Raw genomic sequence first — 24,435 nt, 5'->3', positions numbered from 1 at the left:
CGCCACCGGCGACGACCAAAAGTTTTTAATAAACTTTTTAAAATTCCATCGATGGAATTTCACCCGTTCAGGGTGCGACGACCTTGAGGGTTTCCTCGGGGAACGCGTCGAACCCTGCTTCGCGCATCAATGCCACGGAGCGGACCTCAATGGTCTTTTCCAGCAGCGGCATAAAGGTGGCCCGGTCCATCCCCGGCGCAATCGGATCAAGAAACTCAATCACCGCAAGGCCGGGTTTGCGCAGAACGGTCTGGCGCGGCCAAAACACGCCGACATTGGTTGCCGCCGGCACGCAGGGGTGCTTCATCTCGGAATACAGAACGTGGCTGCCCACTTTATACGGCAGATACCGGTCGGGCGCGACGCGCGTACCCTGCGGGTAAATCACCAGCTGACCGGGGTTTTCCAGCCCGGCTGCCACATCCGCCACCATCTTCTTGATCGCCGCGCCCCGCTTGCCGCGCGCCACCGGCACACAGCCGACGCGCAGGCCGTATTGGCCAACAATCGGCGTCCACAACAGCTCGCGTTTCATGATGAACTTGCCGTTGGGCAGGGCCGAATAGATCATGATGATGTCGAGGAAGGATTGGTGTTTCGACGCCACCATCACCTCGCCCTGCGGCACGTTTCCGCGGATTTCGGTCTTGAGCCCGATCATCCAGCTCGCGGTCCAGCGCACCCAATGGCAATAGGTCCGCGCGGTCCAGCGCGCGCCACGGCGGCTGATCAGGGCCAGCGGAAAGAAGAAGATGCCCATCAGGGCCATCATCACATACATCTGAATATTGAAAATCAGTGACCGGATATATTGCATCACCGCAGCCCTCCCAGAACGCGCATTGCCGCCCAGCGGGTGGCGCCAAAGGCCACCGCAGCGGCCAGAAACGGCACCATCAGCGGCAAAAGCCAGTGCAGGCCCTGAAACCGCAGGCCGGTCAAAATACTGGCATCCACACGGGCCGAGGGCAGCAGCAACACCGCCAAAAGCCCGAGCGCCACGCCCATCGCCGCCCCCATCGCCGCCCGCAGGGTAAAGCGCCGCACAAAGGCGCGGGCGATATAGGTATCGGTCGCGCCCACCAGCCGAAGCACTTGAATAACCTGCGAATTGGCCGCCAATGCGGCATTGGCCGCCAGCGTGATCATCGCGCCCATGGTGCCAAAGATCAGCAGGATCGCCACCCAGCCCAGCAGCCGCAGCCGCCCGGCCGCGCTGACCAGCGGTTTGCGCCAACGGGTGTGATCGTCAAGCACCGCGCCCGGTAGTTCCGCCTGAAGCCGCAACCGCAGACCGTCGCTGTCATAGCCGCCCCCGGTTTCGCGCACTTCGATCAGCTGCGGCACCGGCAGGCTTTCAACCGGCAGATCGGGGCCAAACCACGGCTCGAGCAGCGCGCGTTGTTCATCGGCGTCCAAAGCACGGGCCTCGGCCACGCCCGGCGTCTCGGACAGGATCTTGAGCGCGCGTTCGGTCTGGGCCGCCATCTGCGCGACGGGGGCCGAGATCCGCAAAGTGGCGCTGCCGGCCAGTGCGTCGCTCCAATTTGAAGCCAACCGCCCCGAGGCCAGCGACAGAGCCAGCGCAAACACCGCCAGAAAGGCCATCGCCCCAGCAGTGAACACCGTCAGCCGCGCGGTAAATCCGGTGGGCGGCACCACGCGGTCCGCACCCGCGTCAAACGACATCATGTCAGTGATGGCAGAAAGGTCGAGCTTCACAGATCCGCCCCCGCCAATTGCAACTTACGCCCCGAGATGCGCAGAACCCGCGCCTGCACATGATGCTTGGCGGCGCGGATCAGGCTCAGATCGTGGGTGGCGATCATGATCGTCGTGCCCATCTTGTTCAGCTCGACCAACAATTGCAAAAGCCGCTGCGACATTTCCCAATCGACGTTGCCGGTGGGTTCATCCGCCAGCACCACCTCGGGCGACAGAATCAGCGCCCGCGCCAGCGCCGCGCGCTGACGTTCGCCGCCCGACAGTTCCGGCGGATAGGCTTTGGCGCGCGACGACAGCCCGACCCAGCTCATCAGCTCCTTTAGGTTGGACTGCGTTTCCAGCTTGTCCTGCCCCGACACCGCCAAGGGCAGTGAAATGTTTTCGGCCACAGTCAAATGATCCAGAAACTGGCAATCCTGATGCACCACGCCGATGCGACGGCGGGCATAGGCCACCCCGTCGCGGTCAAGCTCGCGCACATCCTTGTCAAACAGCCGCACATGGCCGCCGGTCGGCACCAGCGCGCCGTAGCACAGTTTAAGGAACGTCGTCTTGCCCGCGCCCGACGGACCGGTCAGGAAATGGAAGGATCCCGGTGCCAGACGCAGCGACATATCGGTCAGCAGTTCGCCGCCGCCATAGCTGTAAGCCACTTCATCAAGCTCGATCACCTGCGCGCCCCGCTTCGGATTTCGTTGGATTGCCGTCAATTATGGCCTGTAATGCAACAGCACAGGCCTACTTGCAATCCGCGCCCTTGATGTCATTGAGCTTTTCCTTGCTGTTCCGGGGCCATATGATCCAAGTTAAGGCGGGGCACGTGCCCCAATGAGCGACAGGTAGGAAAAATGCGGCTGACTTGCCCAAATTGTGACGCGCAATACGAGGTTCCGGACGATGTGATCCCGCCCGATGGCCGGGATGTGCAATGTTCCAGTTGCGGCAAGACCTGGTTTCAGGCCGCGCCGAACGAGGATGCAATGGACGACGCCGATCCGGTGCGACAGTCGGCACGTCCCGACCCCGTGCCAGAATCCGCACCAGACCCTGCGCCAGCCCCTGCGCCCGTCCCCCCACCAGAGCCCGCGCCAGCGCCGCCCCCTCGGCCAGAGCCTGCGCCCGATATGCCCGAGGCACAGCCGCGCAAGCTTGACCCCGAGGTTGCCAGCGTTCTGCGCGAAGAGGCCGAGCGCGAAACGCGCGTGCGCCAGGCCGAGCGGGGCGCGGTGGAAAGCCAGCCTGACCTCGGCCTCGATGATATGTCGAGCACGGACCACGACGCTGAAATACGCGCCCGTCAATCGCGCGAGCGTATGGCACGGATGCGCGGGCAAGATCCCGAAAAGGCGGCGGCGCAAACCTCGGCAGCCACCGCAGCGGCAGCCGCAGCGGCCAGCGGGTCGCGGCGCGAGCTTTTGCCCGATATCGAAGAGATCAACTCCACCCTGCGCTCGACCGACCAACCGCGCCAGCAGCACGCCAGCGAAGAGAGTGCCGCCGAGCCCGAGCGGGCCACGCGCAGCGGCTTTCGACGCGGGTTCACTTATATCCTGTTGTTGGCGGCGGTCGCGGCACTGCTGTACATCTATGCGCCCCAGATCGCCGAGCGCGTGCCGGCACTTGCGTCAACGCTTGAGGCCTATGTGATCTGGGTGGGTGAGATGCGAATTTGGCTCGACGCCCGGATTTTGGCCGGATTGCAATGGCTTGACGGCATGGCGTCCGAAGCTTCGCCGCAGTAACGCGGCCGATCTGTCAACAGATCGGGACCGATCCATTGATGGATCGGGTCCGTCTTGTCAGAAGCGATCGAGCAATCGTTCGAGGTAGTTGCGCTCGATTTTGGGGCGGTCGCCATCGCCGGACCGCCGACGAATCTCATCCAGCAATTCCCGCGCGCGGCGATAGACATCCTCGCCCTGCAACAGGTCTTCGTTGCTGTTGACGTTGCCGCTGTTGCCCGGATCACGGCCCAGCGGATCGCGGCGGTCGCCGCCCGGCGCGCCAGCCGTATCGCCCTGCCCGCCCTGCTGGCGTTGCTCCTCGGCCATCGATTCGCCCAGATTGCGCATGCCTTCGCGCAACGCCTCGATGGCCTCGGCCTGACGGTCAATCGCCTCAGGCAGATCGTTGCCGCGCAGCGCCTCTTCCGCGCCGTCCATCGCACGCTCGGCATCTTCAAGCGCCTCCTGCGCGCGCTGCCCCGCCTCGGTGCCCTGACCGGGAAGCGCCCCGCGCTGACGCTCAAGCTCGCGGCGCAGCGCCTCTTGCTGGTCGGCAAGCCCGCCACGCTGGCCCTGCCCTTGCTGCTGGCCGGGTTGCTGGCCTTGGCTTTGGCCCTCGCCCGGCTGATTGTCCTGTCCCTGACCTGGTTGACCATGGCCTGGCTGGCCCTGGCCTGGCTGCCCTTGCCCCGGCTCGCCCTGCTGCCCTTGCTCACCCTCGCTCTGGCCCTGTTGGCCATTGGGGTTGAACTGCTCCTGAAGGTCGCGGAACGCCTCATCCGACAGGTCTTGTTGCTCGCGCAGCGTTTCCCCGAGACCGTCCATCGCCTGCTGTCCCGGCGAAGGCTGGCCCTGCCCCGGCTGGCCTTGGGTGACCTGCATGTTCTCCATCATCTGCTGCAATTCGCGCAGCGCCTGCTCGGCCTCGGCCATACGGCCTTGCTCCATCAGTTCCTGAATCCGGTCCATCATCGCCTGAAGATCGTCCTGCGACATCTCCATCGTGTCGCCCGGATTCTGCGCCATCTCGGAATTCTGATCGCCATTTTCGCGCTGTTGCTGCGCCAGTTGCCGCATGTAATCGTCGGTCGCTTCGCGCAATTCCTGCATCAGCTCGGCAATTTCCTGATCCGAAGCGCCATTTTTCATCGCCTCGCTCAGCCGCTCTTGTGCCCGGCGCAAACGCTCAAGCGCATCTGAAAGATCGCCGTCCTCGAGCAAAACCGCAAGATCCCACATGGCCTCTGCCAGTTCATCCCGCTGCGCCTCAGTCAACCCCTGCGCCGTGAACGCCTCAAGCCGTCTCTGGATCGTGCGCATCCGCAGATAAGGCACAGAAGACCGGAACAGATCCTCAGGCCGGTGGGCGATGGCGCGCAGGATCTGGATGGTGTCGGGGGCGTTGTCGCGCGTCCACAACAGCGCGCGGCGCTGGTCGATGATCGCGGCGGCAAATGGATCAAAGAACCGTCGGCCCGGCAGCGGCACCTCAAGCACTTCGGGCGCGCTGGCCTGATCGAGGTCATCGTAAACCGTCAATTCGATCCGCACCGGCAGATTGGCCCAAGGGTGCTCTGAGAAATCCTCGATCAAGGTTTCGTTGAACTGGGCCCGTGACCCGGCAATCGGCAGCGGCAAAGGCACCCGGATCGCATCGCGCGGTTCTGGCGCGCGGGCAAGTCCGTGGCGGCGGTCTATCGCGGCTTGGTTAAGCGTGATCACCGCCTCGCCGCCCATCACTCCGAAATCGTCGCGCGCCTCGAACGGCAAGGACATTTCGCCCCGCGCCGCTGTAGTGATCTCGTCCGTCACCCGCACCGAGGGCGGCGTATCTCCCGCCAGCAGGATGTCCCACCTGCGGCCACCGGGACCGTCGATGGCCAAGGTGCCGGCGCGGGTTACGTCAAAGCTTTGCGAGGGATCGGCGGTGCCGGGGTTGTCCTCTGCGCTGGGGAGATCTGCGCCGGAAAGGTCTGTGCTGCGCCCCGAAATCGTCTCAGACACCGTGAGCGCGCCAAGCTCGCCATAAAGCCGCAAGGTGATGCGGCTGCCCTCAGCAAGGGTCAGCGTCGCGGCGGCCTGGTCAGCAAGATACAGCGAGGGCAAGCCGGTATAGGCGGGCGGTTCGACCCAGCCCTCCCATGTTGGGCCACCGGCAAGCGCGCCGTTGCCCGGCGTCATGTCCACCACCGACGACACCTTCCACACCGAGCCAAACAGCAGCGCAACGGCCAGCGCCAACGCCGCAACATAACGCAGCGCAAACGGATCCCGCCGCGACACCCGCAGGTCGGGCGACACCGCCCGCGCCTCGGCAGCACGTTGCGCCATGCGCGCCTGATGCGCCTGCCAGACGGCGACCGACGCCGCATCCTTGCCGCCAATTGCTTGCGAATCCCGCAGGGTTTGCAGCGGCCGGCCCTTGAGCGTGGCATCCAGCCGGTCAAGCGCCTCTTGCCGCGCGGGCCAGCGGAACTGCCGAATACCGTGGATCAGTGCCCAAAGCCCGCCAAGCGCAGACAGCACGATCAACGCCCAGACCGCCTCGATCGGGAGGTGATCCTGCACGCCCAGCATGAGCAGCGCCACGGCCGCCAGAACCAAAGACCACAAAGGCCAAAACGCGCGCGTCACCCGTTCGGCCCAAAGGCCAAGATGGGTGAGCGTCACAGCGCCGCGAATTTGGCTCAGGCTTTCAAGATAGCGTGTCGTCTGGGGGATCATACCGCTCCATTCTCAAGGAGGCCCAGACGCGGACGCGCGTCAGAGCCACTCGGGAATGGTATCTCGATTTATGATTTCGTCAAAGGTGGGACGCGCCCGGATGACAGCAAATTTATCATCCCGCACCAGAACCTCGGGGATCAGGGGCCGGGTGTTGTATTCGCTGGCCATCACCGCGCCATATGCGCCCGCCGAGCGGAACGCCACGAGATCGCCCTCCGCCAGCGGCGCCATCATCCGCCCCTTGGCAAAGGTATCGCCCGATTCGCAGACCGGGCCGACGATGTCGTAGGGCACCTGTTCCACACCCGGCGCAGGTTCGTTGAGCGGCTCGATATCGTGATGCGCGTCGTACATCGCGGGGCGGATCAGATCATTCATCGCCGCGTCGAGGATCAGGAACTGACGGTCCTCGCCCTGCTTGACGTAAAGCACTTTCGACACCAATTGCCCGGCGTTGCCAGCAATCAGGCGGCCCGGCTCAATCTCGATCTCACAGCCAAGATGGCCGAGGGTGTCCTTGATCAACTGGCCATATTCCACCGGCAGCGGCGGCTTTTCGTTCGACCGTGTATAGGGAATGCCGAGGCCGCCGCCGAGATCAAGCCGCTGGATATCGTGGCCGTCGGCGCGCAAGATCTCGGTCAACTCTGCGACCTTGCGATAGGCAAGCCGGTAGGGTTCAAGATCGGTGAGTTGGCTGCCGATGTGCACGTCGATGCCGATAATACGGATGCCGGGCAAGGTTGCGGCGTGGGCATACACCTCGCGCGCGCGGCTGATCGGGATGCCGAATTTGTTTTCGCTCTTGCCGGTGGCGATCTTGGCGTGGGTCTTAGCGTCAACGTCCGGGTTCACTCGGATGGTGATCGGGGCCTCGGTGCCCAAAGATGTGGCAACCTCGGAAATCACCGCCATCTCTGGCTCGCTTTCGACGTTGAACTGGCGGATGCCACCGGTCAGTGCGTCGCGGATTTCCTCGTGGGTCTTGCCGACGCCGGAAAACACGATGCGCGCGCCCGGCACGCCTGCTGCTTTGGCGCGGGCATATTCGCCACCTGATACCACATCCATCCCGGCCCCGGCCTCGGCCAGGGTTTTCAGGATCGCCTGGTTCGAGGCGGCCTTCATCGCGTAACACACCAGATGCGGCATGCCCTCGAGCGCCTCGTCGAAGAGCCGGAAATGGCGCAGCAACGTGGCGGTTGAGTAGACGTAAAACGGGGTTCCGACCGTGGCGGCAATCTCGGCCACGGGCACATCCTCGGCGAAAAGCGCGCCGTCGCGGTAGAGAAAATGATCCATATCGGCGGTCATAGCAAAACCGCTGACGGGATCAATGGTGGATCAAGCGGTCTTTGCCTGTCGCGGTGCCGCGGCCTGGCGTTTTGCCATCATCCGGAACACCGGCGCGAAGCGGTCGTTCATCACGCCCTCGCCGCTGGCCAGTTGGTAAAGCCGGTGCAGCGGTGCATCGGTGCAGGATACGATCTGCGGCCCCTGCGCTGAGATACCGATATCCCAGCCCAGAACGCCGTCGTGGCCAAACATCCAATGCGCCTCGCTCGCCAGCGTGCGCAGCTCTCGCCAGTGCGGCAGAAATTGGTTGGTCAACCGCCGGCCCGTTGTCGGGTGATGATCCAGATGCTCGGTCTTGAGGCCCTTTCCGCGGCGCACCCGCAGGATTTCCCCGGTGTCGACATCCACATGCGCCAGCATCGCGCCGCTGCGACCAAAGCTGTCGGACATCGCCGCCGGGGCCGGAATTTTCCACAACGCATACAGCGGACGCGGCGCGCCCGCCTCCTCGGTTGCGGTGACGATGCGGATTGTGCCAAGCGTCGAACCGGCCATCGCGGTCAACAAAGGGTGCTGACGCACGGCCGTTTGAAACATAAATCCGGTTTTGGCGTGGTCGCGCATCACCTCTTCCGCAAACGCGATGAGATCCATGCAGCGGCCATTGGAGAATTGCAGGAAGCGGCATTCATCATCAAGTCGCTCGATCCGGGCCGAGCCGACAGTGAGCTCGCCATTCACCGGCTTGGCAAACAGCGGATATTGGGCGGCACCGGTCAGAAAGCTGAGAATTTGTCCGACATTTTTGAGCATGGGGAGCGCGCCGGATTGCATTCGGTTGCCCACGACCGCTTGGGTTGCGGTCGTGGCAAGCCCACGTTCCGCCAGGTAGAATGTCAAAGCCGCCTTATCGGTCATCAGCGCGGCATGCTCTGCGTCGCCGGGCTGTGCCAGTTCGCGATTGAGGCGTTCGCTGCCCCGCGCACCAAGAAACTGCGCGCGACTGCTTCGGCTATGGCCCTTGGCGTAGAGACCGTAGTCGTAATATTCGCACGTCCGCAGGCCTGTGCCGCTAAGACGTAACGCAAGCAACTGAGCGTATTGCTGCACGCGCCCTATCCCGTGCGCGCGGGCCACCTTGGCCATTTGCCCGACCGGGTGGCCGAGATCCGCAGCAGGAACAGTCAGCAGCCCTTTGTGGGCGATGGCAGGGGTCATGGAATCCTCCGGAGGTATCGCTAAACGTGTCCGCAAAAGTCACAGGCAATTGTGGCCGGAATGCGGCCGACACCACCATTACCCACCAAATCTTAAGGATAGGTTTGCAGGAAATTACAATTTTAACGGTATTTCACTCGGAGATTTCGCGTCCTGTGGTAAACAAACGCCACCGCCCGACTCGACGTCAGACCACCGGGCGGCTTCGCAAAAACAAGTAGAGCGGCAAACCGCAGCTCAACCCGATAAGAAATGTCGCCGGAATGGCGATCAAGGCCAGCCAATTGCGACGCACCGCAACCTCTGCTCCGATCCAGAGGGTGAGCGCGAGTGCAGCGATCGTCAGATCCCAGACGAGCCCTTGGGTGGCGGCGTTTACGTGCCAAGCGTCGATCAAACCGGACAGTTGCCAGCCGTTGGCCCAGAGCCACTGTCCGAAATACGCCATCGGATGCACCGTGCCCCAAAGCGCAAGTGCCAGATAGGCCCAACGAAGAGGAGACATGCCCGCCATCGCGCCTAGTTCGAGCCGCCAGAGACGCCAACCTCGGCGGTGCCGGTCACTTTAATGGCGACCGGGCTGTCGGCCTCAGGCCGCTTTGGCGCGCCATCCACACCGCATCCGACGAGGAAAAGAGCCACTGCCACACCGACGAAAGCCTTCATGCCAGTATCTCCTTCCAGCGCGCCACTTGTTCGCGCACCCTTGACGGCGCTGTACCGCCATATGAGACGCGCGAAGCGACCGAATTGTGCACGCCGAGAACTTCGAACACATCGGCGGTAATGTGTTCATGCACCGACTGCATATCCTCAAGGCTAAGGTCGGGCAGATCACAGCCCTTGCCCTCGGCCATGGCCACAAGCGACCCGGTGACATGATGCGCATCACGGAACGGCATGCCAAGCACCCGCACCAGCCAATCGGCCAGATCGGTGGCGGTGGAAAACCCGGTCGCAGCAGCGGCTTCAAGGCTGTCGCGGTTGGCAGACATATCCTTGACCATGCCTTCCATCGCGGCCAACGCCAGCATCAGACTGTCGGCGGCGTCAAACACCTGTTCCTTATCTTCCTGCATGTCCTTGGAATAGGCCAAAGGCAGGCCCTTCATCACCATCATCAGCGCCACATTGGCCCCGAAAATCCGCCCGATCTTGGCCCGGATCAGTTCAGCTGCATCGGGGTTCTTTTTCTGCGGCATGATCGACGAACCGGTCGAAAACCGGTCGGACAAAGCGACAAACCGGAACTGCGCCGACGACCAAATCACCAACTCCTCGGCCATACGGCTCAGGTGCATCGCACAGATCGACGCCGCGCCAAGGAATTCCAGCGCGAAATCACGGTCGGACACCGCATCGAGGCTGTTGGCGGCGGGGCGATCAAAGCCAAGCGCTTTGGCCGTGGCGTCGCGGTCGATGGGAAAGGAGGTGCCCGCCAGAGCGGCGGCGCCAAGCGGCGATTCGTTCATCCGCTTGCGGGCGTCCTGAATACGCGAGCGGTCGCGGGCGAACATCTCGACATAGGCCATCATATGATGGCCCCAGGTGACGGGCTGCGCCACTTGCAAATGGGTGAAACCGGGCATCACCCAGTCGGCACCGGCCTCGGCCTGCGCAAGAAGCGCCTGCAAAAGCGCGCCAAGCGCGAGGTCGACCGCATCCAACTGATCGCGCACCCAGAGTTTGAAATCGGTCGCCACCTGATCGTTGCGCGAACGCCCGGTGTGCAAACGCCCGGCCGGTTCGCCGACCACTTCCTTCAGCCGCGCCTCGACATTCATGTGAATGTCTTCCAGCGCAGTGGAAAATTCGAATTTGCCGCCCTCGATCTCTGACAAAATCGTGAGAAGCCCTTCCCGAATGGTCTCGGCATCTTTAGCGTCAATGATGCCTTGCGCGGCCAACATGGCGGCATGGGCACGCGAGCCCGCGATATCCTGGGCGGCCATCCGCTGATCGTACCCGATCGAGGCATTGATCGCCTCCATGATCGCGTCCGGTCCGGCGGCAAAGCGGCCGCCCCACATCTGGTTTGAGGATTTGTCTGACATGAAGCTCACTCGTCGGGGAATAATGGCGTCGGCTGTTGCTGTGGCTGTCTATATGGGCTTGGGGGCAAGCGCAAATGCTGCGGATATTGCCAAGCTCGAAGCGATGCGCGACGGCGGAATGCAAATGCTGATGTTGCATGCGGATCCGGTGCCGGTCGAGGCCACCGATTTCACCGATTTCGACGGCGCAGCGCTGAACCTTTCGGATTATCACGGCAAGGTGGTTCTGTTGAACTTCTGGGCCACATGGTGCGCGCCCTGCCGCAAGGAAATGCCGATGCTCGCCGATCTTCAGACCGAACTCGGCGGCGCGGATTTCGAAGTGGTCACGATGGCCACAGGCCGCAATCCGGCGCCGGCGATGACCCGGTTTTTTGACACCGTCGGGATCAAAAACCTCCCCCTGCACCGCGATCCCGACCAATTGATCGCGCGCGGCATGGGGGTTTTCGGTCTGCCAACCACAGTGATTCTTGACCGTCAGGGTCAAGAGGTCGCACGTATGCAGGGTGAGGCAGACTGGTCCAGCGACAGCGCAAAGGCCATTTTGCAGGCCTTCATCGACCACTGAGCCATTGTAATAGTACAGAATTTTGAATCGCCTACGCGCGGCGGCAACAGGTCGCCGAGCATTGCCGCAGTGCAGCATAATTATAATGCAAGCGCAGAATAATATGCTAGTATGAACGGGAATTGACTTATGGCTGTCGGCGCGTCTGGATTTCGTTTCAGCGGCGCAGAGGTGGTCATACCCGGATCTGTCCGGTGCATGGAAGGATACAGACACGATGAATGCCTCAATCAGACAAGCGCTGGACGGCTGGAAAGCGTGTCTGGAACTCGGAACCCTCACCGTTCAGGCGCAAAGCGTCATCGCCTATCGCAGCCTCGGCATGCTGGGCGGCTGGTCCTTGGAAAAAGACGAAAATCAACGCATGGTTGCCGAGAAACCGGTGGCCTTTCTTGAAGCCAATCTTGCCGCTGCCAAGGCATTTTTCGCGGGCAACCGGCCCGAACAAGTGACGTTGGCCTGGGTCGCTCCGCTTTCGGACGCCGTAGGAAGCAACCTGGCGCGGCTGGAAAAAAGGGGGCCCACTGTTCCGGGTGCCCTGTTCAGCAACACACTCTGACTACGGGAATTTATTGATGAACCTGCTTGTAAAACAACTTGAGATGTCCGCCGCCTATATCCAAATGGCCAACCGCACGCTGGAAAGCAACTTGCGCGTGGCCCGGATCATCGTGACCTCCGCCTTCGAAAGCGCTGCGCGGTTTTCGCCCGTGACACCTGTGTCGGCAGCGCCGGCTAGCAATGTGACGACGGCACCGGCATCGGCCAAAGCTGCGCCTAAACCAGTGGCCGCACCTGTTGCTGATTTGCCCGAGGTGAAAACGGCACCGGCGGCGAAAAAGGCCTCCAAAAGCCCGAAAAAATCCGCGTCTGTCGCGAAGAAGACCGCTCCCGAGGCCAAATCGCCCGCGACGCCAGCCGCCGCAACCGCCCCGGCGAAAGAAGCCGCTCCGGTTGCAGCACCTTCCGCGAAAGCCGCGCCTGCAGAACCGACCCCTGCTCCGCAATCCGCACCCAAAGCCGCTGCGCCGGTCGCGCCTGAGGTGAAGAAACCCGCGCCGGTCGCGCCGAAGGCACCCGAGGCGAAAGCCGTTGCGCCGAAACCTGCCGAAGCGAAGCCAACCGCGCCGCAAAACGCACCGACAGCACAGGCACAACCTTCCTCCGCATCGTCCAAACCCGCGGTTTCCAGCCCGGCCGAAAAGCCGAGCACTCCGTCGCAGACTTCCGCGACACCAGCCGCGCAGGCGAAGCCCGACAGCAAGTAAGACATTATTTACCTGAACGACCTAGAACGGCGGCTCCTGAAGAGCCGCCGTTTTTGTATGCGAGCAAGCGGGCAGAACTTTTGGCAAGCTTCTTTGGCCTGAGGGGTGAGGTGCCCCGAATTTTCTATACGCCTGTGTAAAACGCGGATCAATAATGGGCCACAGAAGCGGCTGCGCATCGCTGTCAATCCCGGCGCAAAAAGGGTCAGTTTCCCGGTGTAAAATTGGACAGTTTGGTTGGGAGTTAGCGGCGCCTTGGCGCGCGTGCTTGCCAAATAGCTGACGCGTGTCAAGGCGCGCTGGCCGCAGGCCAGCCCTTCCGATCTTGGTATGTGGATTTCAGGATTGGGCTTTTCGGCTTTGGCGCAAACGGAAGCTCTCGCCGTTCATTTCCAGGATATGCACATGATGGGTCAGGCGGTCCAGAATGGCACCGGTCAGACGTTCTGAGCCGAAGACCTCGGTCCATTCATCGAAGGGCAGGTTTGAGGTAATGATTATCGAGCCGCGCTCGTAGCGCTGGGAGATGATCTCGAACAGCAATTCGGCGCCTGTCTTGGACAGCGGAACAAAGCCAAGTTCGTCTATGATCAGAAGGTCTTGGCTGACCAGGAGCTTTTGCAGGCGCTGCAGGCGCCGTTCATCGGCAGCCTCGATCAGTTCATGAACCAGGGCAGCGGCAGTCGTGAAGCGGACCTTCAGACCCTTCTGGCAGGCCGCCAATCCCAGTCCCAGGGCGACATGGGTCTTGCCGGTGCCGCTTGGGCCCAGGGCGATGAGTGGACCTGTCGCGGTTTGATGCCGCTCCTTTGATAGCATTTACTGCAACAAAGGAGATTGACTATGGGACTGAAACGGACGGACGAATTCCGCCAAGATGCGGTTCGTATCGCACTAACCAGTGGGCTAACACGTAAGCAGGTGGCTGACGATCTGGGTGTTGGCATGTCAACGCTGAACAAATGGATCACCGCGCACCGAGATACAGACGTGGTTTCCAAAGAGGATTTAGACCTCGCCAAAGAGAATGATCGGCTTCGGCGCGAGATCAGGCTCCTCAAGGAGGAGAGGGAGATCTTAAAAAACCGTTCCCGGCCGCAGCCCGCCTGTGCGCAGTATAAACAGCCTGTGCTATGCTGCGCCTGAAGGGCAGTTGCCGATGGCTTATTGGTGGGCTGGACCCCGTTAAAAAACGTGGCACATGGGCTGATGCGCACTTGAGAGTGGTGACGCCGCCATCGCGGTGATCCCGGTTAGGAAGATGACGAACTTGCATAGCCCACGCCCTTCGCCTTGAACGGAGGAGGTGCCATGACGAAGCGTAAATCCGGTGGCCACCCGGACTTGAAGATGGTCAATCCCAATGCGGCCGCGATCGACATCGGCTCGACGATGCACATGGCGGCTGTGAACCCTGACACCGACATCATGCCAGTGCGCGCCTTTGGGACATTCACACAAGATTTGCACGACCTTGCCGACTGGTTCCGGTCGTGCGGTGTCACCAGCGTGGCCATGGAGTCGACCGGCGTTTACTGGATACCGGCCTTCGAGATCTTGGAAGCGAATGGCTTCGAGGTCATCCTCGTGAACGCCCGTTACGCCAAGAATGTGCCTGGCCGCAAAACCGATGTCAGCGATGCCGGATGGCTGCGTCAGCTACACTCCTATGGTCTGTTGCGTGGCAGTTTTCGGCCTGAGGCCGAGATCGCCACCTTGCGCGCCTATATGCGCCAGCGCGAACGCCTGACAGAATATGCCGCCGCTCACATCCAACACATGCAGAAGGCGCTGATGGAGATGAACCTGCAACTGCATCATGTCGTCTCCGATATCACAGGCGGGACCGGTATGCGGATCATCCGCGCCATCGTCGCTGGCGAGCGTGATCCGGAGGCTCTCGCCGCGTTCCGGGATGTTCGCTGCAAATCCTCTATGGACACGATCAAGGCCGCGCTGGTCGGCAACGACCGTGAGGAGCATGTCTTTGCCCTGACACAGTCGCTGGAACTTTACGATTTCTACAAATCGCAGATCGAAGCATGCGACCGCAGGCTCGAGACGGCGGTCGGAGCGCTGACTGCCAAGGCAGATGGAGATCTGGCCCCACTGCCCAAGGCACGGATCAAGTGCAAGCAGCACAACGCGCCGTCTTTCGATGTGCGCGCTGCACTTTACGGGGTGCTGGGCACGGACCTGACGCAGATCCATGGCCTTGGGCCGTCGCTGGCTTTGAAGCTGGTGGCCGAATGCGGCACGGATTTGCGCGCGTGGAAGAGCGCCAAGCACTTCACGTCGTGGCTCTGTCTGGCGCCGGGCAACAAGATCTCTGGTGGCAAGCTGCTGTCTTCGCGGACACGCCGATCTTCAAGCCGCGCCGCTGCACTTCTGCGTCTTGCAGCCGTCACGATTGGCCGAAGTGACACGGCCCTCGGTGCGTTCTATCGACGCCTCTCGGCCCGGATCGGCAAGCAGAAGGCGGTGACCGCAACGGCGCGCAAGATCGCAGTTCTGTTTTACAACGCTGTGCGGCACGGCATGACTTACCAAGATCAAGGCGCCGCAGCTTATGACGAACGACATCGGCAACGTGTGCTGTCAAACCTTCAACGGCGCGCCAAGACCCTCGGATTTGCATTGGCGCCCATCCCGGAGACAGCGGCTGTTTCTTAGGAAGGCCACCCAATTCTTCGCGGGTCTAAAGCAATGAGGTTTAGGTTCATCGAAGAGCACATGTCCAGCTTCCCAGCCAATCGCTTGTGCGATGTCGTTGGTGTCAGCGCACGCGGTCTACGTGCCTTCCGCAGTCGTCCTGCCAGCCGTCGGCAGCGGTCAGATCTGGTGACCTTGGCCCACATCAAAGAACAGTCCCGTCTTAGTTTGGGCAGTTATGGAAGGCCACGGATGACCGAAGAACTGAAAGAGATTGGTCTGGATGTCGGGCACCGCCGTGTCGGGCGCTTGATGCGTCAGAACGGCATATCTGTGGTCAGGACGCGCAAACACAAGGTGACCACAGACAGCAATCACAAGTTCAATATCGCGCCAAACCTGCTGGATCGTGACTTCAACGCAGATGGGCCAAATCAGAAATGGGCTGGTGACATAAGCTACGTCTGGACCCGTGAGGGATGGCTGTATCTGGCTGTGGTCATAGATTTGCATTCCCGTCGTGTCATCGCCCTCTCATGGTTTGCAAAGGCAAACCACTGCCGGGTAACAGGTGGGCTGTGAGCAATCGCATGAAGCGCGATCTTGCGATCCGGGCTTTGAAAATGGCCATCGCGTTCCGGTCACCGCCGAAAGACTGCATCCACCACACGGATCGCGGCAGCCAAGGCGGATTCAACTGGTCGTCGCAACGGTTCCAGATTGGAGGTTGTGATGACAACACACAAACGAGCTTCGGATCGAAGCACCCGAGACAAGATGCGCTCGCCAGGACGGCCCAAAGTGGCAGATCGCGCTCAGCAAGTTTTGTTTTGGCGATTGATTGAACAGGGCATTTCCAGCGAAGAAGCCGCAGTTCAAGCTGGAGCGTCTGCCCCTGTTGGCAGTCGTTGGTTTCGAGAGGCCGGAGGCATGCCGCCATCACAATACTCCAGTTCCGCACCGCCACCTTCGGGGCGCTATCTCTGTTTTGCAGAACGTGAAGAGATTGCGCTTTGTCGGGCTCAAGGTTTGGGCGTCAACGCGATCGCCCGTAAGATTGGCAGAGCTGCTTCTACGATTTCCAGAGAATTGCGTCGTAATGCAGCAACGCGCAGCGGCGGTTTTGAGTATCGCGCGACAACCGCCCAATGGCACGCTGATCGTGCAGCGCGCAGACCCAAGACAACAAAACTGGCACGACATGATATGTTGCGGCACTATGTCGAAGAGCGGCTGTCGGGTCAGATAGCGGGCCCCGATGGGGATGTTGTCGCTGGTCCTACCGTACGCTGGACAAAGCGGCGTTCGGTGCGGCGCCAGCACCGCAAATGGGCCCTGGCTTGGAGCCCTGAGCAAATTGCACGCCGCCTACCGCTGGATTATCCGGATGACCCCTTGATGCGTATCAGCCATGAAGCCATTTATCAGTCCTTGTTTATTCAGGGGCGTGGTGCGCTGCGTCGAGAATTGGTCGCTTGCCTGCGCTCTGGCCGCGCCTTGCGCGTTCCTCGCGCGCGACGAAAGGGTAAAGGCAAGGCTTACGTTACGGACGAGATAATGATCAGTGAACGTCCAGCCGAAGTCGAGGATCGTGCGGTTCCAGGACACTGGGAGGGAGATTTGATCCTCGGTCTTAAAAGCTCTGCGATCGGCACATTGGTTGAACGCAAAACCCGCTTTACGCTGCTGCTTCATTTGCCACCTATGCCCGGCCATGGAACGGGCCTGCGCCTCAAGAACGGCCCAGCTCTTGCCGGGCACGGCGCTGAAGCCGTGCGCGACGCCATCGCCAAATCCATTCAGGATCTGCCCGAACACTTGCGTAAATCACTCACGTGGGACCAAGGTGCTGAAATGGCTCAGCACGAAACGCTGACGTCTGAAACCGGGATCGACGTCTACTTTTGCGAACCTCAAAGCCCCTGGCAACGCGGTTCTAACGAAAACACCAACGGCCTGCTGCGCCAATACTTTCCCAAAGGAACGGATCTAAGTGCGCATGGTGAGGACGAGTTGAACGCCGTGGCACACACACTCAACAGCAGACCCCGCAAAACGCTTGGCTGGAGAACGCCTGCAGAGGCATTGGACGACGTCCTGCGGTAAGATATAAACCAACCGTTGCGACGACCAGTTGAATCCGCCCAATACTGCTCTCACGACTATCAGAAGATCCTGCGTCAGCATGGATTCAAAGTGTCCATGAGCGGTAAAGGAAATTGCTACGACAATGCAGCGGTCGAGACGTTCTTCAAAACCATCAAAGCTGAGCTGATCTGGAGACACCCTTGGGAAACGCGACGGAAGGCTGAGATGGCGATCTTCGAATACATCAACGGCTTCTACAATCCTCGCCGACGCCACTCGGCACTCGGCTGGAAAAGCCCGGTCGCTTTTGAACGAAAGGTGGCATAAACGAGCACTTGGGGCGGCACTAAAGCGTGACAGGTCCAGAATTGATTTAGCAAAACGGAGCTTCCGGCTGCACGGGGCTGCCGCTGATGGTTCTGTCGTGTTCCGCAAGAAATTGTCGCGCCCTCAGCTTACCGCGTTCCTGAGTGAGCTTCCAAAGTGCGTTGTTGTGATGGAGGCTTGCGCTACGTCCCATTATTGGGGGCGCGAGATTGGCAAGCTTGGCCACGAAGCGCGCCTTATCCCACCTGTTTACGTTAAGCCGTTTGTGAAGCGTCAAAAGAACGACGCAAATGACGCAGAAGCAATCGCAGAGGCGGCATCGCGCCCGACGATGCGCTACGTCTCGGTCAAAAGCGCAGAACAACAGTCGCAGGGCATGGTCTTTCGAACACGCGATTTATTTGTCCGCCAACGCTCCCAGTTGGTAAACGCTTTGCGGGGTCATTTAGCGGAGTACGGTGTCGTCGTCGCTCAAGGGATGGTTCAGTTTAGACGTATGATAACCAGCTTTGATGAAGTCGCGGTTGACCTGCCCGCGCAAATTCTAAGCCTTTGCCAAGCATACATTGATCAGATCGCTCTTTTTGACGAAAGGATTGTGGTGCTGGATCACGAGATCAAAGGCCGAGCAAAAACAGATGAAGCAACATCACGGCTTATGACAATCCCCGGAGTTGGGCCTATGTATGCTACGACTATTCAGGCCTTCGCGCCACCAATGGAAGAATTTTCTAATGGGCGTGAGTTTGCAGCTTGGTGCGGGCTTGTACCAAGGCAGAAGTCGACCGGTGGGCGACAAATCCTGGGTAGAACCTCAAAAATGGGACAGCGCGATATCCGGCGATTGCTGATCACAGGCACCCCTCTCATGCATGTGAACATGCACTGCCGGGCAGCGAATGGCAGTCATCCGTTGGGCCATCCGGAAAGGTCCACCACCTGGATCATGGCTTGCCAAGATGCTGGCGCGCAAGCCTCGTATGCTGGTGGCGACTGCACTGGCAAACAAGCTGGCCCGCACTGTTTGGGCGTTAACAACCACAAAAGAGAACTATCGAATTCCACCGCTGGCTGCATAAGCTTTGCACTATGCGTTGGAGTAAACCGGCAATGTGAGAAGGGCGAAGGAGAGTAAGGAACAACGGTCATTAGACGGGGTTGGGAAAACCAGATAGAAGCCAGGAGCCTTGTGCTCGCATCAACGATTTGGACCCGATCCACGGACACCATACAGGCCAGCGGCGTGTGAAAGCCGCATTCAAAGGCCGGACACACGACTGCACTGATCACTTGTTCCAAGCAATCTGAAAAACTTCTTGCATTGAAAGGGGCATCCACACACGGCCTCTACAAAACCGAGCTGGTCCATCGCCAGGGACCGTGGCGGAACATGCAGGATCTGGAAATGGCCACCCTCGGATGGGTCGATTGGTTCAACAACAGACGCTTGCTTGGCCCCATCGGAAACATCCCGCCAGCAGAGGCTGAAGAGAACTTCTATGCACAGCGCGACGTGCTCGATATGGTCGCGTGAAATGAAGCTATAGGTCTCCGGTGAAACCGGGGCGATTCAGATCGGCTGTTATCTCAGCTTCTATAACAGCCGCCGCCCGCATTCGTCACTTGAAGGGAAAACCCCCGATCAGGCCTACTTCAATCAGCCAATGCCCGAAGCGGTGGCGGCGTAACCGAGGCGGAAAACCACTTAGAAAATGCTCGGAAACTGTTCAGACAAGCCGAGCCACCTCTAACGCCCCGCTTGTGGCGGGGTTTGCGACTTAAGTTTGTTTTTGGTTAACAGGAATTGGATTTGAACCTTCGCCCGCCCTCCCCTCCGCCCGTTCTCCGCTGGAATTGGCGTTTCGTACGCTCTCCGAGACGCGGATCACCTTTCAGGTCGGGAAGCTGACGAGGTTTTCCTGATACGTAACTGCTCCAGTGGAGCGATTTCGGCCTTGGTTTCGAGACGCACATCAGCCGGACATAGCGCAGAACGGAACGCGGATATCCACCCGGAGGTGTCTGTTATGGTCTTGATTTCAGTGTGTAATTGTTGGTTGCGGGAGTAGGATTTGAACCTACGACCTTCAGGTTATGAGCCTGACGAGCTACCGGGCTGCTCCATCCCGCGACAGTTTTGTTTGGCCGGGTGGTTAGCGGCTACTTTAGGCTGTGGGCCTGTGTTGTAGCGGCTGGTTCTGGCCAGTGTCGCTGATATCGTTTGAGAGATACAACTTATCGGGGCTTATCAGGTTTGGCGATGACCTACTCTCCCACGTCTTAAGACGCAGTACCATTGGCGCGACGGCACTTAACGGCCGGGTTCGGGATGGGACCGGGTGTTTTGCTCGTGCTGTGATCACCAAACCAGGAAAGCCCCGGTAAGGGTGGATTGTGTTGCGCGGCTGAAGCGCAACGACCTGTAGTATTGCTATGTACAGGTTGATTTCACTCTCGTTTGAGAGTGTCCAAGTCAAGTCATTTACGTCCGCTTTGCAGCGTGACGTTCTGATTTAGTGTGATGTTTGCTTTGATCTTCGTCCGGTAAGGACTTATTTGATTTGCGCTACCGCCTTTCGGCTACTTGAGTGCGTTTCAAATCTGTCTTTTACTGGATCAAATCAAGCCTATCGGACCATTAGTACCAGTCAACTGAACGCGTTACCGCGCTTACATCTCTGGCCTATCGACGTGGTGGTCTACCACGGTCCTCAGGGATACCTTGTTTTGAGGGGGGCTTCCCGCTTAGATGCCTTCAGCGGTTATCCTGTCCGATCATAGCTACCCAGCACTGCTCCTGGCGGAACAACTGGTACACCAGTGGATCGTTCACCCCGGTCCTCTCGTACTAGGGGCAACTCCTCTCAAGTATCCTACACCCACGGCAGATAGGGACCGAACTGTCTCACGACGTTCTAAACCCAGCTCACGTACCTCTTTAAACGGCGAACAGCCGTACCCTTGGGACCTGCTCCAGCCCCAGGATGAGATGAGCCGACATCGAGGTGCCAAACACTGCCGTCGATATGGACTCTTGGGCAGTATCAGCCTGTTATCCCCGGCGTACCTTTTATCCGTTGAGCGATGGCCCTTCCACTCGGGACCACCGGATCACTATGACCGACTTTCGTCTCTGCTCGTCTTGTCAGACTTGCAGTCAGGCTGGCTTCTGCCATTGCACTCAACGACCGATTTCCGACCGGTCTGAGCCAACCATCGCGCGCCTCCGTTACTCTTTAGGAGGCGACCGCCCCAGTCAAACTACCCGCCACGCAGGGTCCCGGATCCGGATAACGGACCGCGGTTAGACATCAAAAATGCAAAGGGTGGTATCTCAAGGGAGGCTCCACAGAAACTGGCGTTCCTGCTTCAAAGCCCACCACCTATCCTGCACATTGCAGTTCTGATGCCAGTGCGAAGCTGTAGTAAAGGTGCACGGGGTCTTTCCGTCTAACCGCGGGAAGCCTGCATCTTGACAGGCAATTCAATTTCGCTGAGTCTATGTTGGAGACAGCGGGGAAGTCGTTACGCCATTCGTGCAGGTCGGAACTTACCCGACAAGGAATTTCGCTACCTTAGGACCGTTATAGTTACGGCCGCCGTTTACCTGGGCTTCAATTCAGAGCTCTCACCCCTCCTTTTAACCTTCAGGCACCGGGCAGGCGTCAGACCCTATACGTCGTCTTGCGACTTCGCAGAGCCCTGTGTTTTTAGTAAACAGTCGCCACCCCCTGGTTTGTGCCCCCAGCCCCTAGTTTCCTAAGAACCGGGCCTCCTTCTCGCGAACTTACGGAGGTATTTTGCCGAGTTCCTTCAACATAGTTCTCTCAAGCGCCTTGGTATTCTCTACCAGTCCACCTGTGTCGGTTTAGGGTACGGTCTGATGGAGGGCTATTTCCAGGGACCAATTAGCAGCCCATTCAATCCAATAAGGATGAACTACCTTCATGATCCGTCACATCCTCCTGGCCCACGAATATTAACGTGGTTCCCATCGGCTACGCATTTCTGCCTCGCCTTAGGGGCCGGCTTACCCTGCTCAGATTAGCTTTAAGCAGGAACCCTTGGACTTTCGGCGAGAGTGTCTCTCACACTCTTTGTCGCTACTCATGTCATCATTCTCGCTAGTGATCTCTCCACCGGATCGCTCACGCGCCGGCTTCACAGAAAGAACCCAATCCTCCGCAACATCCCGAAAGATGCTAAAGAGGAAGGGTCCTATGTCACACTACGCTCTGCTACCATGCCTTACGGCATCCTAAGCTTCGGCTCATGGCTTGAGCCCCGTTACATCTTCGCCGCAGGACAACTTATTTAGACCAGTGAGCTGTTACGCTATCTTTAAAGGATGGCTGCTTCTAAGCCAACCTCCTGGTTGTTATGGTCGTCCCACCTGCTTTCCCACTTAGCCATGAATTAGGGGCCTTAGCTGTAGGTTAGGGTTGTTTCCCTCTCCACTACGGACGTTAGCATCCGCAGTGTGTCTGCCATCTAGTACTCCTCGGTATTCGGAGTTTGGTTAGGATCAGTAAGCCTGTGGGGCCCCATTACCCATCCAGTGCTCTACCCCCGAGGGTATTCGGATGACGCTCTACCTAAATAGATTTCGCAGAGAACCAGCTATCTCCGAGTTTGATTGGCCTTTCACCCCTAGGCACAACTCATCCCGACCTTTTTCAACAGGTGTGGGTTCGGACCTCCAGTAAGTGTTACCTTACCTTCATCCTGGTCATGCCTAGATCACTCGGTTTCGGGTCTAATGCATCTAACTCAATCGCCCTATTAAGACTCGCTTTCGCTACGCCTACACCTAACGGCTTAAGCTTGCTAGATACACTAAGTCGATGACCCATTATACAAAAGGTACGCCGTCACAAGACTGGACACTGATAATAATCATGTTTGATTTGCACTCCGTGCCGGCGCAATGCCGGTACACCAATCCTTCGGATCGGCACTGGCGTGCCATTTCGAAGATGGTTTTAAAGAATGCAATTTTCGATGCGACTTATCTGGTTGGGATCGAGAGGCGCAGTTGCACCGTCTCTACTCCGGGGTTGTGATCGTAGATCCCCGCATTCGACCGATGGTCGAAGCTGAGACCAAATCGCCAACCGCGATTGTTCTGCCAACCGACCTCTGCACCCGAGCGGAACACAATGGGTCCACCCAGATCAAGGCCGTCACCCGCATTATAAATGCCGGTCATCGCATGCAATTGCGCATAAAACGGCGATGAACCATCGTTCACCGTATACGTCTGTCCAATGCCGAACCAGGTTGACCCCCGGCTGCCGACACTGAGCCCCACCGCATGACCAAAAGGACCATTACGGTGCCCCAGATCATAGCGAAGATAGGCTTCACGACCCGTCTTTGCGCGGCGTTCAAGAACCTGACCACCTGAGAAGGCGATCCGCGGTGCCACATCGTTTCGGCCTAAACAGCCTTGCGGTGTGCCACAGTAATTCATGCCCATATCCGTCAGTCCTGCGACCAACATCAATATGGCAAAGGTTCCATCCGCCATGTCCAACTCCCCATTTCCAGGGCAGGACATGCATCAGATTATCATTAGAGTCCAGTCAAGCTCCGACTGATTGTAGGCGTTCGGTTTCAGGTACTGTTTCACTCCCCTCGTCGGGGTGCTTTTCACCTTTCCCTCACGGTACTGGTTCGCTATCGGTCAGTAAGGAGTACTTAGCCTTCGAAGGTGGTCCTCCGATCTTCAGACAGAATTTCACGTGTTCCGCCCTACTTAATACGTCTGATCATGCTTCATATACGGGACTGTCACCCACTATGGTTGGCCATTCCATGCCATTCTATTCACACTCACAGCTCGGCTGGTCCCCGTTCGCTCGCCGCTACTAGGGGAGTATCAATTGATTTCCTTTCCTCCGGGTACTTAGATGTTTCAGTTCCCCGGGTTTGCTCTTAAAAACCTATGTATTCAGTTCTTAAGTACCTGGTTTACCCCATTATTGATCACCCTTGCGGGCAACAATAACAGAATATCAGGTGGGTTCCCCCATTCAGAAATTCATGGATCAAAGCTTATTCTCAGCTCCCCATGACTTATCGCAGAGTATCACGTCTTTCATCGCCTCTTACTGCCAAGGCATCCACCAAACGCCCTTCTCGCGCTTGATTTGATCCAGAAAGAGACAGATTGCTCATCTCACAGCCTTCACGACAACCTGATTGCGGTTAAACACCAGGCAGCCAGCCGTAAAACAATATACAAACGTTCTTTCCGATCAAAAGCAAACTATCCCATGCTGATCCTAAGATCAGCATCAGTTAGTGTACTTGACTTGGACAACTCTGTTCTTTTCAGCAAGGCAGACAGGGGTTCGGTCGAGGAAACAACCTAAAATCCTGCTCGCGTCACCCCGAAGGGATCAGCACCCCACTGAGATCAATCCCATACTCGGGCGATCAAACAGTGTTGATATTTTGTATCTCTCTAAACGATGTCAAAGGCTTTCCGAAGAAAGCCAACGTCCGATTGGACGGGAAAGCATTCGCAAATGCTTGCCGATCTAATCGATTGGTCATGAACAAGACTATGTTTTTTTCGTGGAGTCGCCTGGAAAGTGCGGCACGTGTTTGGCTGCGCCAACCACTTTCGCCTGTTCCGTTCTTTCGTCGTTGACGAAAGAACTATGGTGGAGCCTAGGAGGATCGAACTCCTGACCTCCTGAATGCAAATCAGGCGCTCTCCCAGCTGAGCTAAGGCCCCTTTGATGATCCGCAATGCGGATCATCAAAGGGGCCGTAAA

Annotated in this window: 15 protein-coding genes, 2 tRNA genes, 2 rRNA genes and 6 pseudogenes; 11 read left to right on the top strand and 14 right to left on the bottom strand. The window is 59.0% G+C overall.

Going from position 1 to position 24,435, the window contains the following annotated elements; genetic code table 11:
• Positions 1-67: 67 nt before the first annotated feature.
• From ACW9UO_RS14385 to ACW9UO_RS14375, 3 genes are read right to left on the bottom strand one after another with little or no spacing between them, the layout of a single operon-like run.
• A complete protein-coding gene (locus ACW9UO_RS14385; protein WP_457088664.1) occupies positions 68-817 on the bottom strand; it encodes a lysophospholipid acyltransferase family protein in 750 nt (249 codons plus the stop codon).
• Complete coding sequence (locus ACW9UO_RS14380) at positions 817-1,692, bottom strand: cell division protein FtsX (RefSeq protein ID WP_457088663.1); 876 nt, start codon at positions 1,690-1,692, stop codon at positions 817-819. Before ACW9UO_RS14380 ends, ACW9UO_RS14385 begins: the two co-directional genes overlap by 1 nt.
• Positions 1,693-1,718: 26 nt before the next feature.
• Positions 1,719-2,396 carry a cell division ATP-binding protein FtsE gene (locus ACW9UO_RS14375; protein WP_457086462.1) on the bottom strand — a complete coding sequence of 226 codons (678 nt, stop codon included), beginning with the start codon at positions 2,394-2,396 and terminating at the stop codon, positions 1,719-1,721.
• A gap of 177 nt (positions 2,397-2,573) precedes the next feature.
• Here ACW9UO_RS14375 and ACW9UO_RS14370 point away from each other — a divergent pair, with 177 nt between their 5' ends.
• A complete protein-coding gene (locus ACW9UO_RS14370) occupies positions 2,574-3,467 on the top strand; it encodes a zinc-ribbon domain-containing protein (protein ID WP_457086461.1) in 894 nt (297 codons plus the stop codon).
• A 57-nt stretch (positions 3,468-3,524) separates the two neighbouring features.
• Here the strand turns inward: ACW9UO_RS14370 and ACW9UO_RS14365 are convergent, their stop codons facing one another.
• From ACW9UO_RS14365 to argH, 6 genes are all read right to left on the bottom strand, one after another.
• Positions 3,525-6,173, bottom strand: a complete 2,649-nt coding sequence (locus ACW9UO_RS14365) for a TIGR02302 family protein (protein WP_457086460.1) — start codon at positions 6,171-6,173, stop codon at positions 3,525-3,527.
• A gap of 39 nt (positions 6,174-6,212) precedes the next feature.
• Positions 6,213-7,478, bottom strand: coding sequence for a diaminopimelate decarboxylase (lysA, locus tag ACW9UO_RS14360; protein WP_457088662.1), 1,266 nt, complete (start codon positions 7,476-7,478; stop codon positions 6,213-6,215).
• Positions 7,479-7,520: 42 nt separating this feature from the next.
• Positions 7,521-8,690 (bottom strand): sugar-transfer associated ATP-grasp domain-containing protein, encoded by a 1,170-nt coding sequence (locus tag ACW9UO_RS14355; protein WP_457086459.1) that lies wholly within the window; start codon positions 8,688-8,690, stop codon positions 7,521-7,523.
• A gap of 187 nt (positions 8,691-8,877) precedes the next feature.
• Positions 8,878-9,195, bottom strand: coding sequence for a DUF2834 domain-containing protein (locus ACW9UO_RS14350; protein WP_457086458.1), 318 nt, complete (start codon positions 9,193-9,195; stop codon positions 8,878-8,880).
• Positions 9,196-9,209: 14 nt separating this feature from the next.
• The gene (locus ACW9UO_RS14345) at positions 9,210-9,356 is read right to left on the bottom strand and encodes an argininosuccinate lyase (protein ID WP_457086457.1); all 147 of its coding nucleotides are present in this window, start codon (positions 9,354-9,356) and stop codon (positions 9,210-9,212) included.
• Complete coding sequence (gene argH, locus ACW9UO_RS14340; RefSeq protein ID WP_457086456.1) at positions 9,353-10,744, bottom strand: argininosuccinate lyase; 1,392 nt, start codon at positions 10,742-10,744, stop codon at positions 9,353-9,355. Before argH ends, ACW9UO_RS14345 begins: the two co-directional genes overlap by 4 nt.
• On the opposite strand from argH, the gene ACW9UO_RS14335 reads away from it, so the two are divergent.
• From ACW9UO_RS14335 to ACW9UO_RS14325, 3 genes are all read left to right on the top strand, one after another.
• Positions 10,743-11,315, top strand: coding sequence for a TlpA family protein disulfide reductase (locus ACW9UO_RS14335; RefSeq protein WP_457086455.1), 573 nt, complete (start codon positions 10,743-10,745; stop codon positions 11,313-11,315). The genes argH and ACW9UO_RS14335 overlap by 2 nt on opposite strands.
• 217 nt (positions 11,316-11,532) lie before the next feature.
• A complete protein-coding gene (locus ACW9UO_RS14330; RefSeq protein WP_457086454.1) occupies positions 11,533-11,874 on the top strand; it encodes an antifreeze protein in 342 nt (113 codons plus the stop codon).
• A 13-nt stretch (positions 11,875-11,887) separates the two neighbouring features.
• On the top strand, positions 11,888-12,583 hold the full coding sequence (locus ACW9UO_RS14325) for a hypothetical protein (protein ID WP_457086453.1): 696 nt from the start codon (positions 11,888-11,890) through the stop codon (positions 12,581-12,583).
• A 339-nt stretch (positions 12,584-12,922) separates the two neighbouring features.
• Here the strand turns inward: ACW9UO_RS14325 and ACW9UO_RS14320 are convergent.
• Positions 12,923-13,363: pseudogene (locus ACW9UO_RS14320) on the bottom strand (ATP-binding protein); the annotation flags it as partial.
• Positions 13,364-13,426: 63 nt separating this feature from the next.
• Between ACW9UO_RS14320 and ACW9UO_RS14315 the strand changes: the two are divergent.
• The 7 genes and pseudogenes from ACW9UO_RS14315 to ACW9UO_RS14285 form a co-directional block, all read left to right on the top strand.
• A pseudogene (locus tag ACW9UO_RS14315) lies at positions 13,427-13,681 on the top strand (transposase); the annotation flags it as partial.
• Positions 13,682-13,894: 213 nt separating this feature from the next.
• On the top strand, positions 13,895-15,256 hold the full coding sequence (locus tag ACW9UO_RS14310; protein WP_457085813.1) for an IS110 family RNA-guided transposase: 1,362 nt from the start codon (positions 13,895-13,897) through the stop codon (positions 15,254-15,256).
• Positions 15,257-15,921: pseudogene (locus ACW9UO_RS14305) on the top strand (IS3 family transposase); the annotation flags it as partial.
• Positions 15,922-15,967: 46 nt separating this feature from the next.
• Positions 15,968-17,341, top strand: coding sequence for an IS30 family transposase (locus tag ACW9UO_RS14300; RefSeq protein WP_457085814.1), 1,374 nt, complete (start codon positions 15,968-15,970; stop codon positions 17,339-17,341).
• 36 nt (positions 17,342-17,377) lie between these two features.
• A pseudogene (locus tag ACW9UO_RS14295) lies at positions 17,378-17,650 on the top strand (integrase core domain-containing protein); the annotation flags it as partial.
• A 40-nt stretch (positions 17,651-17,690) separates the two neighbouring features.
• Positions 17,691-18,729: pseudogene (locus ACW9UO_RS14290) on the top strand (IS110 family RNA-guided transposase).
• A gap of 260 nt (positions 18,730-18,989) precedes the next feature.
• Positions 18,990-19,184 (top strand): annotated as a pseudogene (locus tag ACW9UO_RS14285) (IS3 family transposase); the annotation flags it as partial.
• A 520-nt stretch (positions 19,185-19,704) separates the two neighbouring features.
• Here the strand turns inward: ACW9UO_RS14285 and ACW9UO_RS14280 are convergent.
• The 4 genes from ACW9UO_RS14280 to ACW9UO_RS14265 form a co-directional block, all read right to left on the bottom strand.
• Positions 19,705-19,781: transfer RNA gene (locus ACW9UO_RS14280), tRNA-Met, on the bottom strand.
• 121 nt (positions 19,782-19,902) lie between these two features.
• Positions 19,903-20,017, bottom strand: a 5S ribosomal RNA gene (rrf, locus tag ACW9UO_RS14275).
• Between the two features lie 250 nt (positions 20,018-20,267).
• Positions 20,268-23,803 (bottom strand): 23S ribosomal RNA (locus ACW9UO_RS14270).
• A 516-nt stretch (positions 23,804-24,319) separates the two neighbouring features.
• Positions 24,320-24,395, bottom strand: a tRNA-Ala gene (locus ACW9UO_RS14265).
• Positions 24,396-24,435: the final 40 nt, after the last annotated feature.

The sequence above is a fragment of the Marinovum sedimenti genome (genome assembly GCF_054052205.1).
The sequence above is the reverse complement of the archived record's forward strand: the minus strand, read 5'-3'. Positions and strand labels throughout refer to the sequence as shown.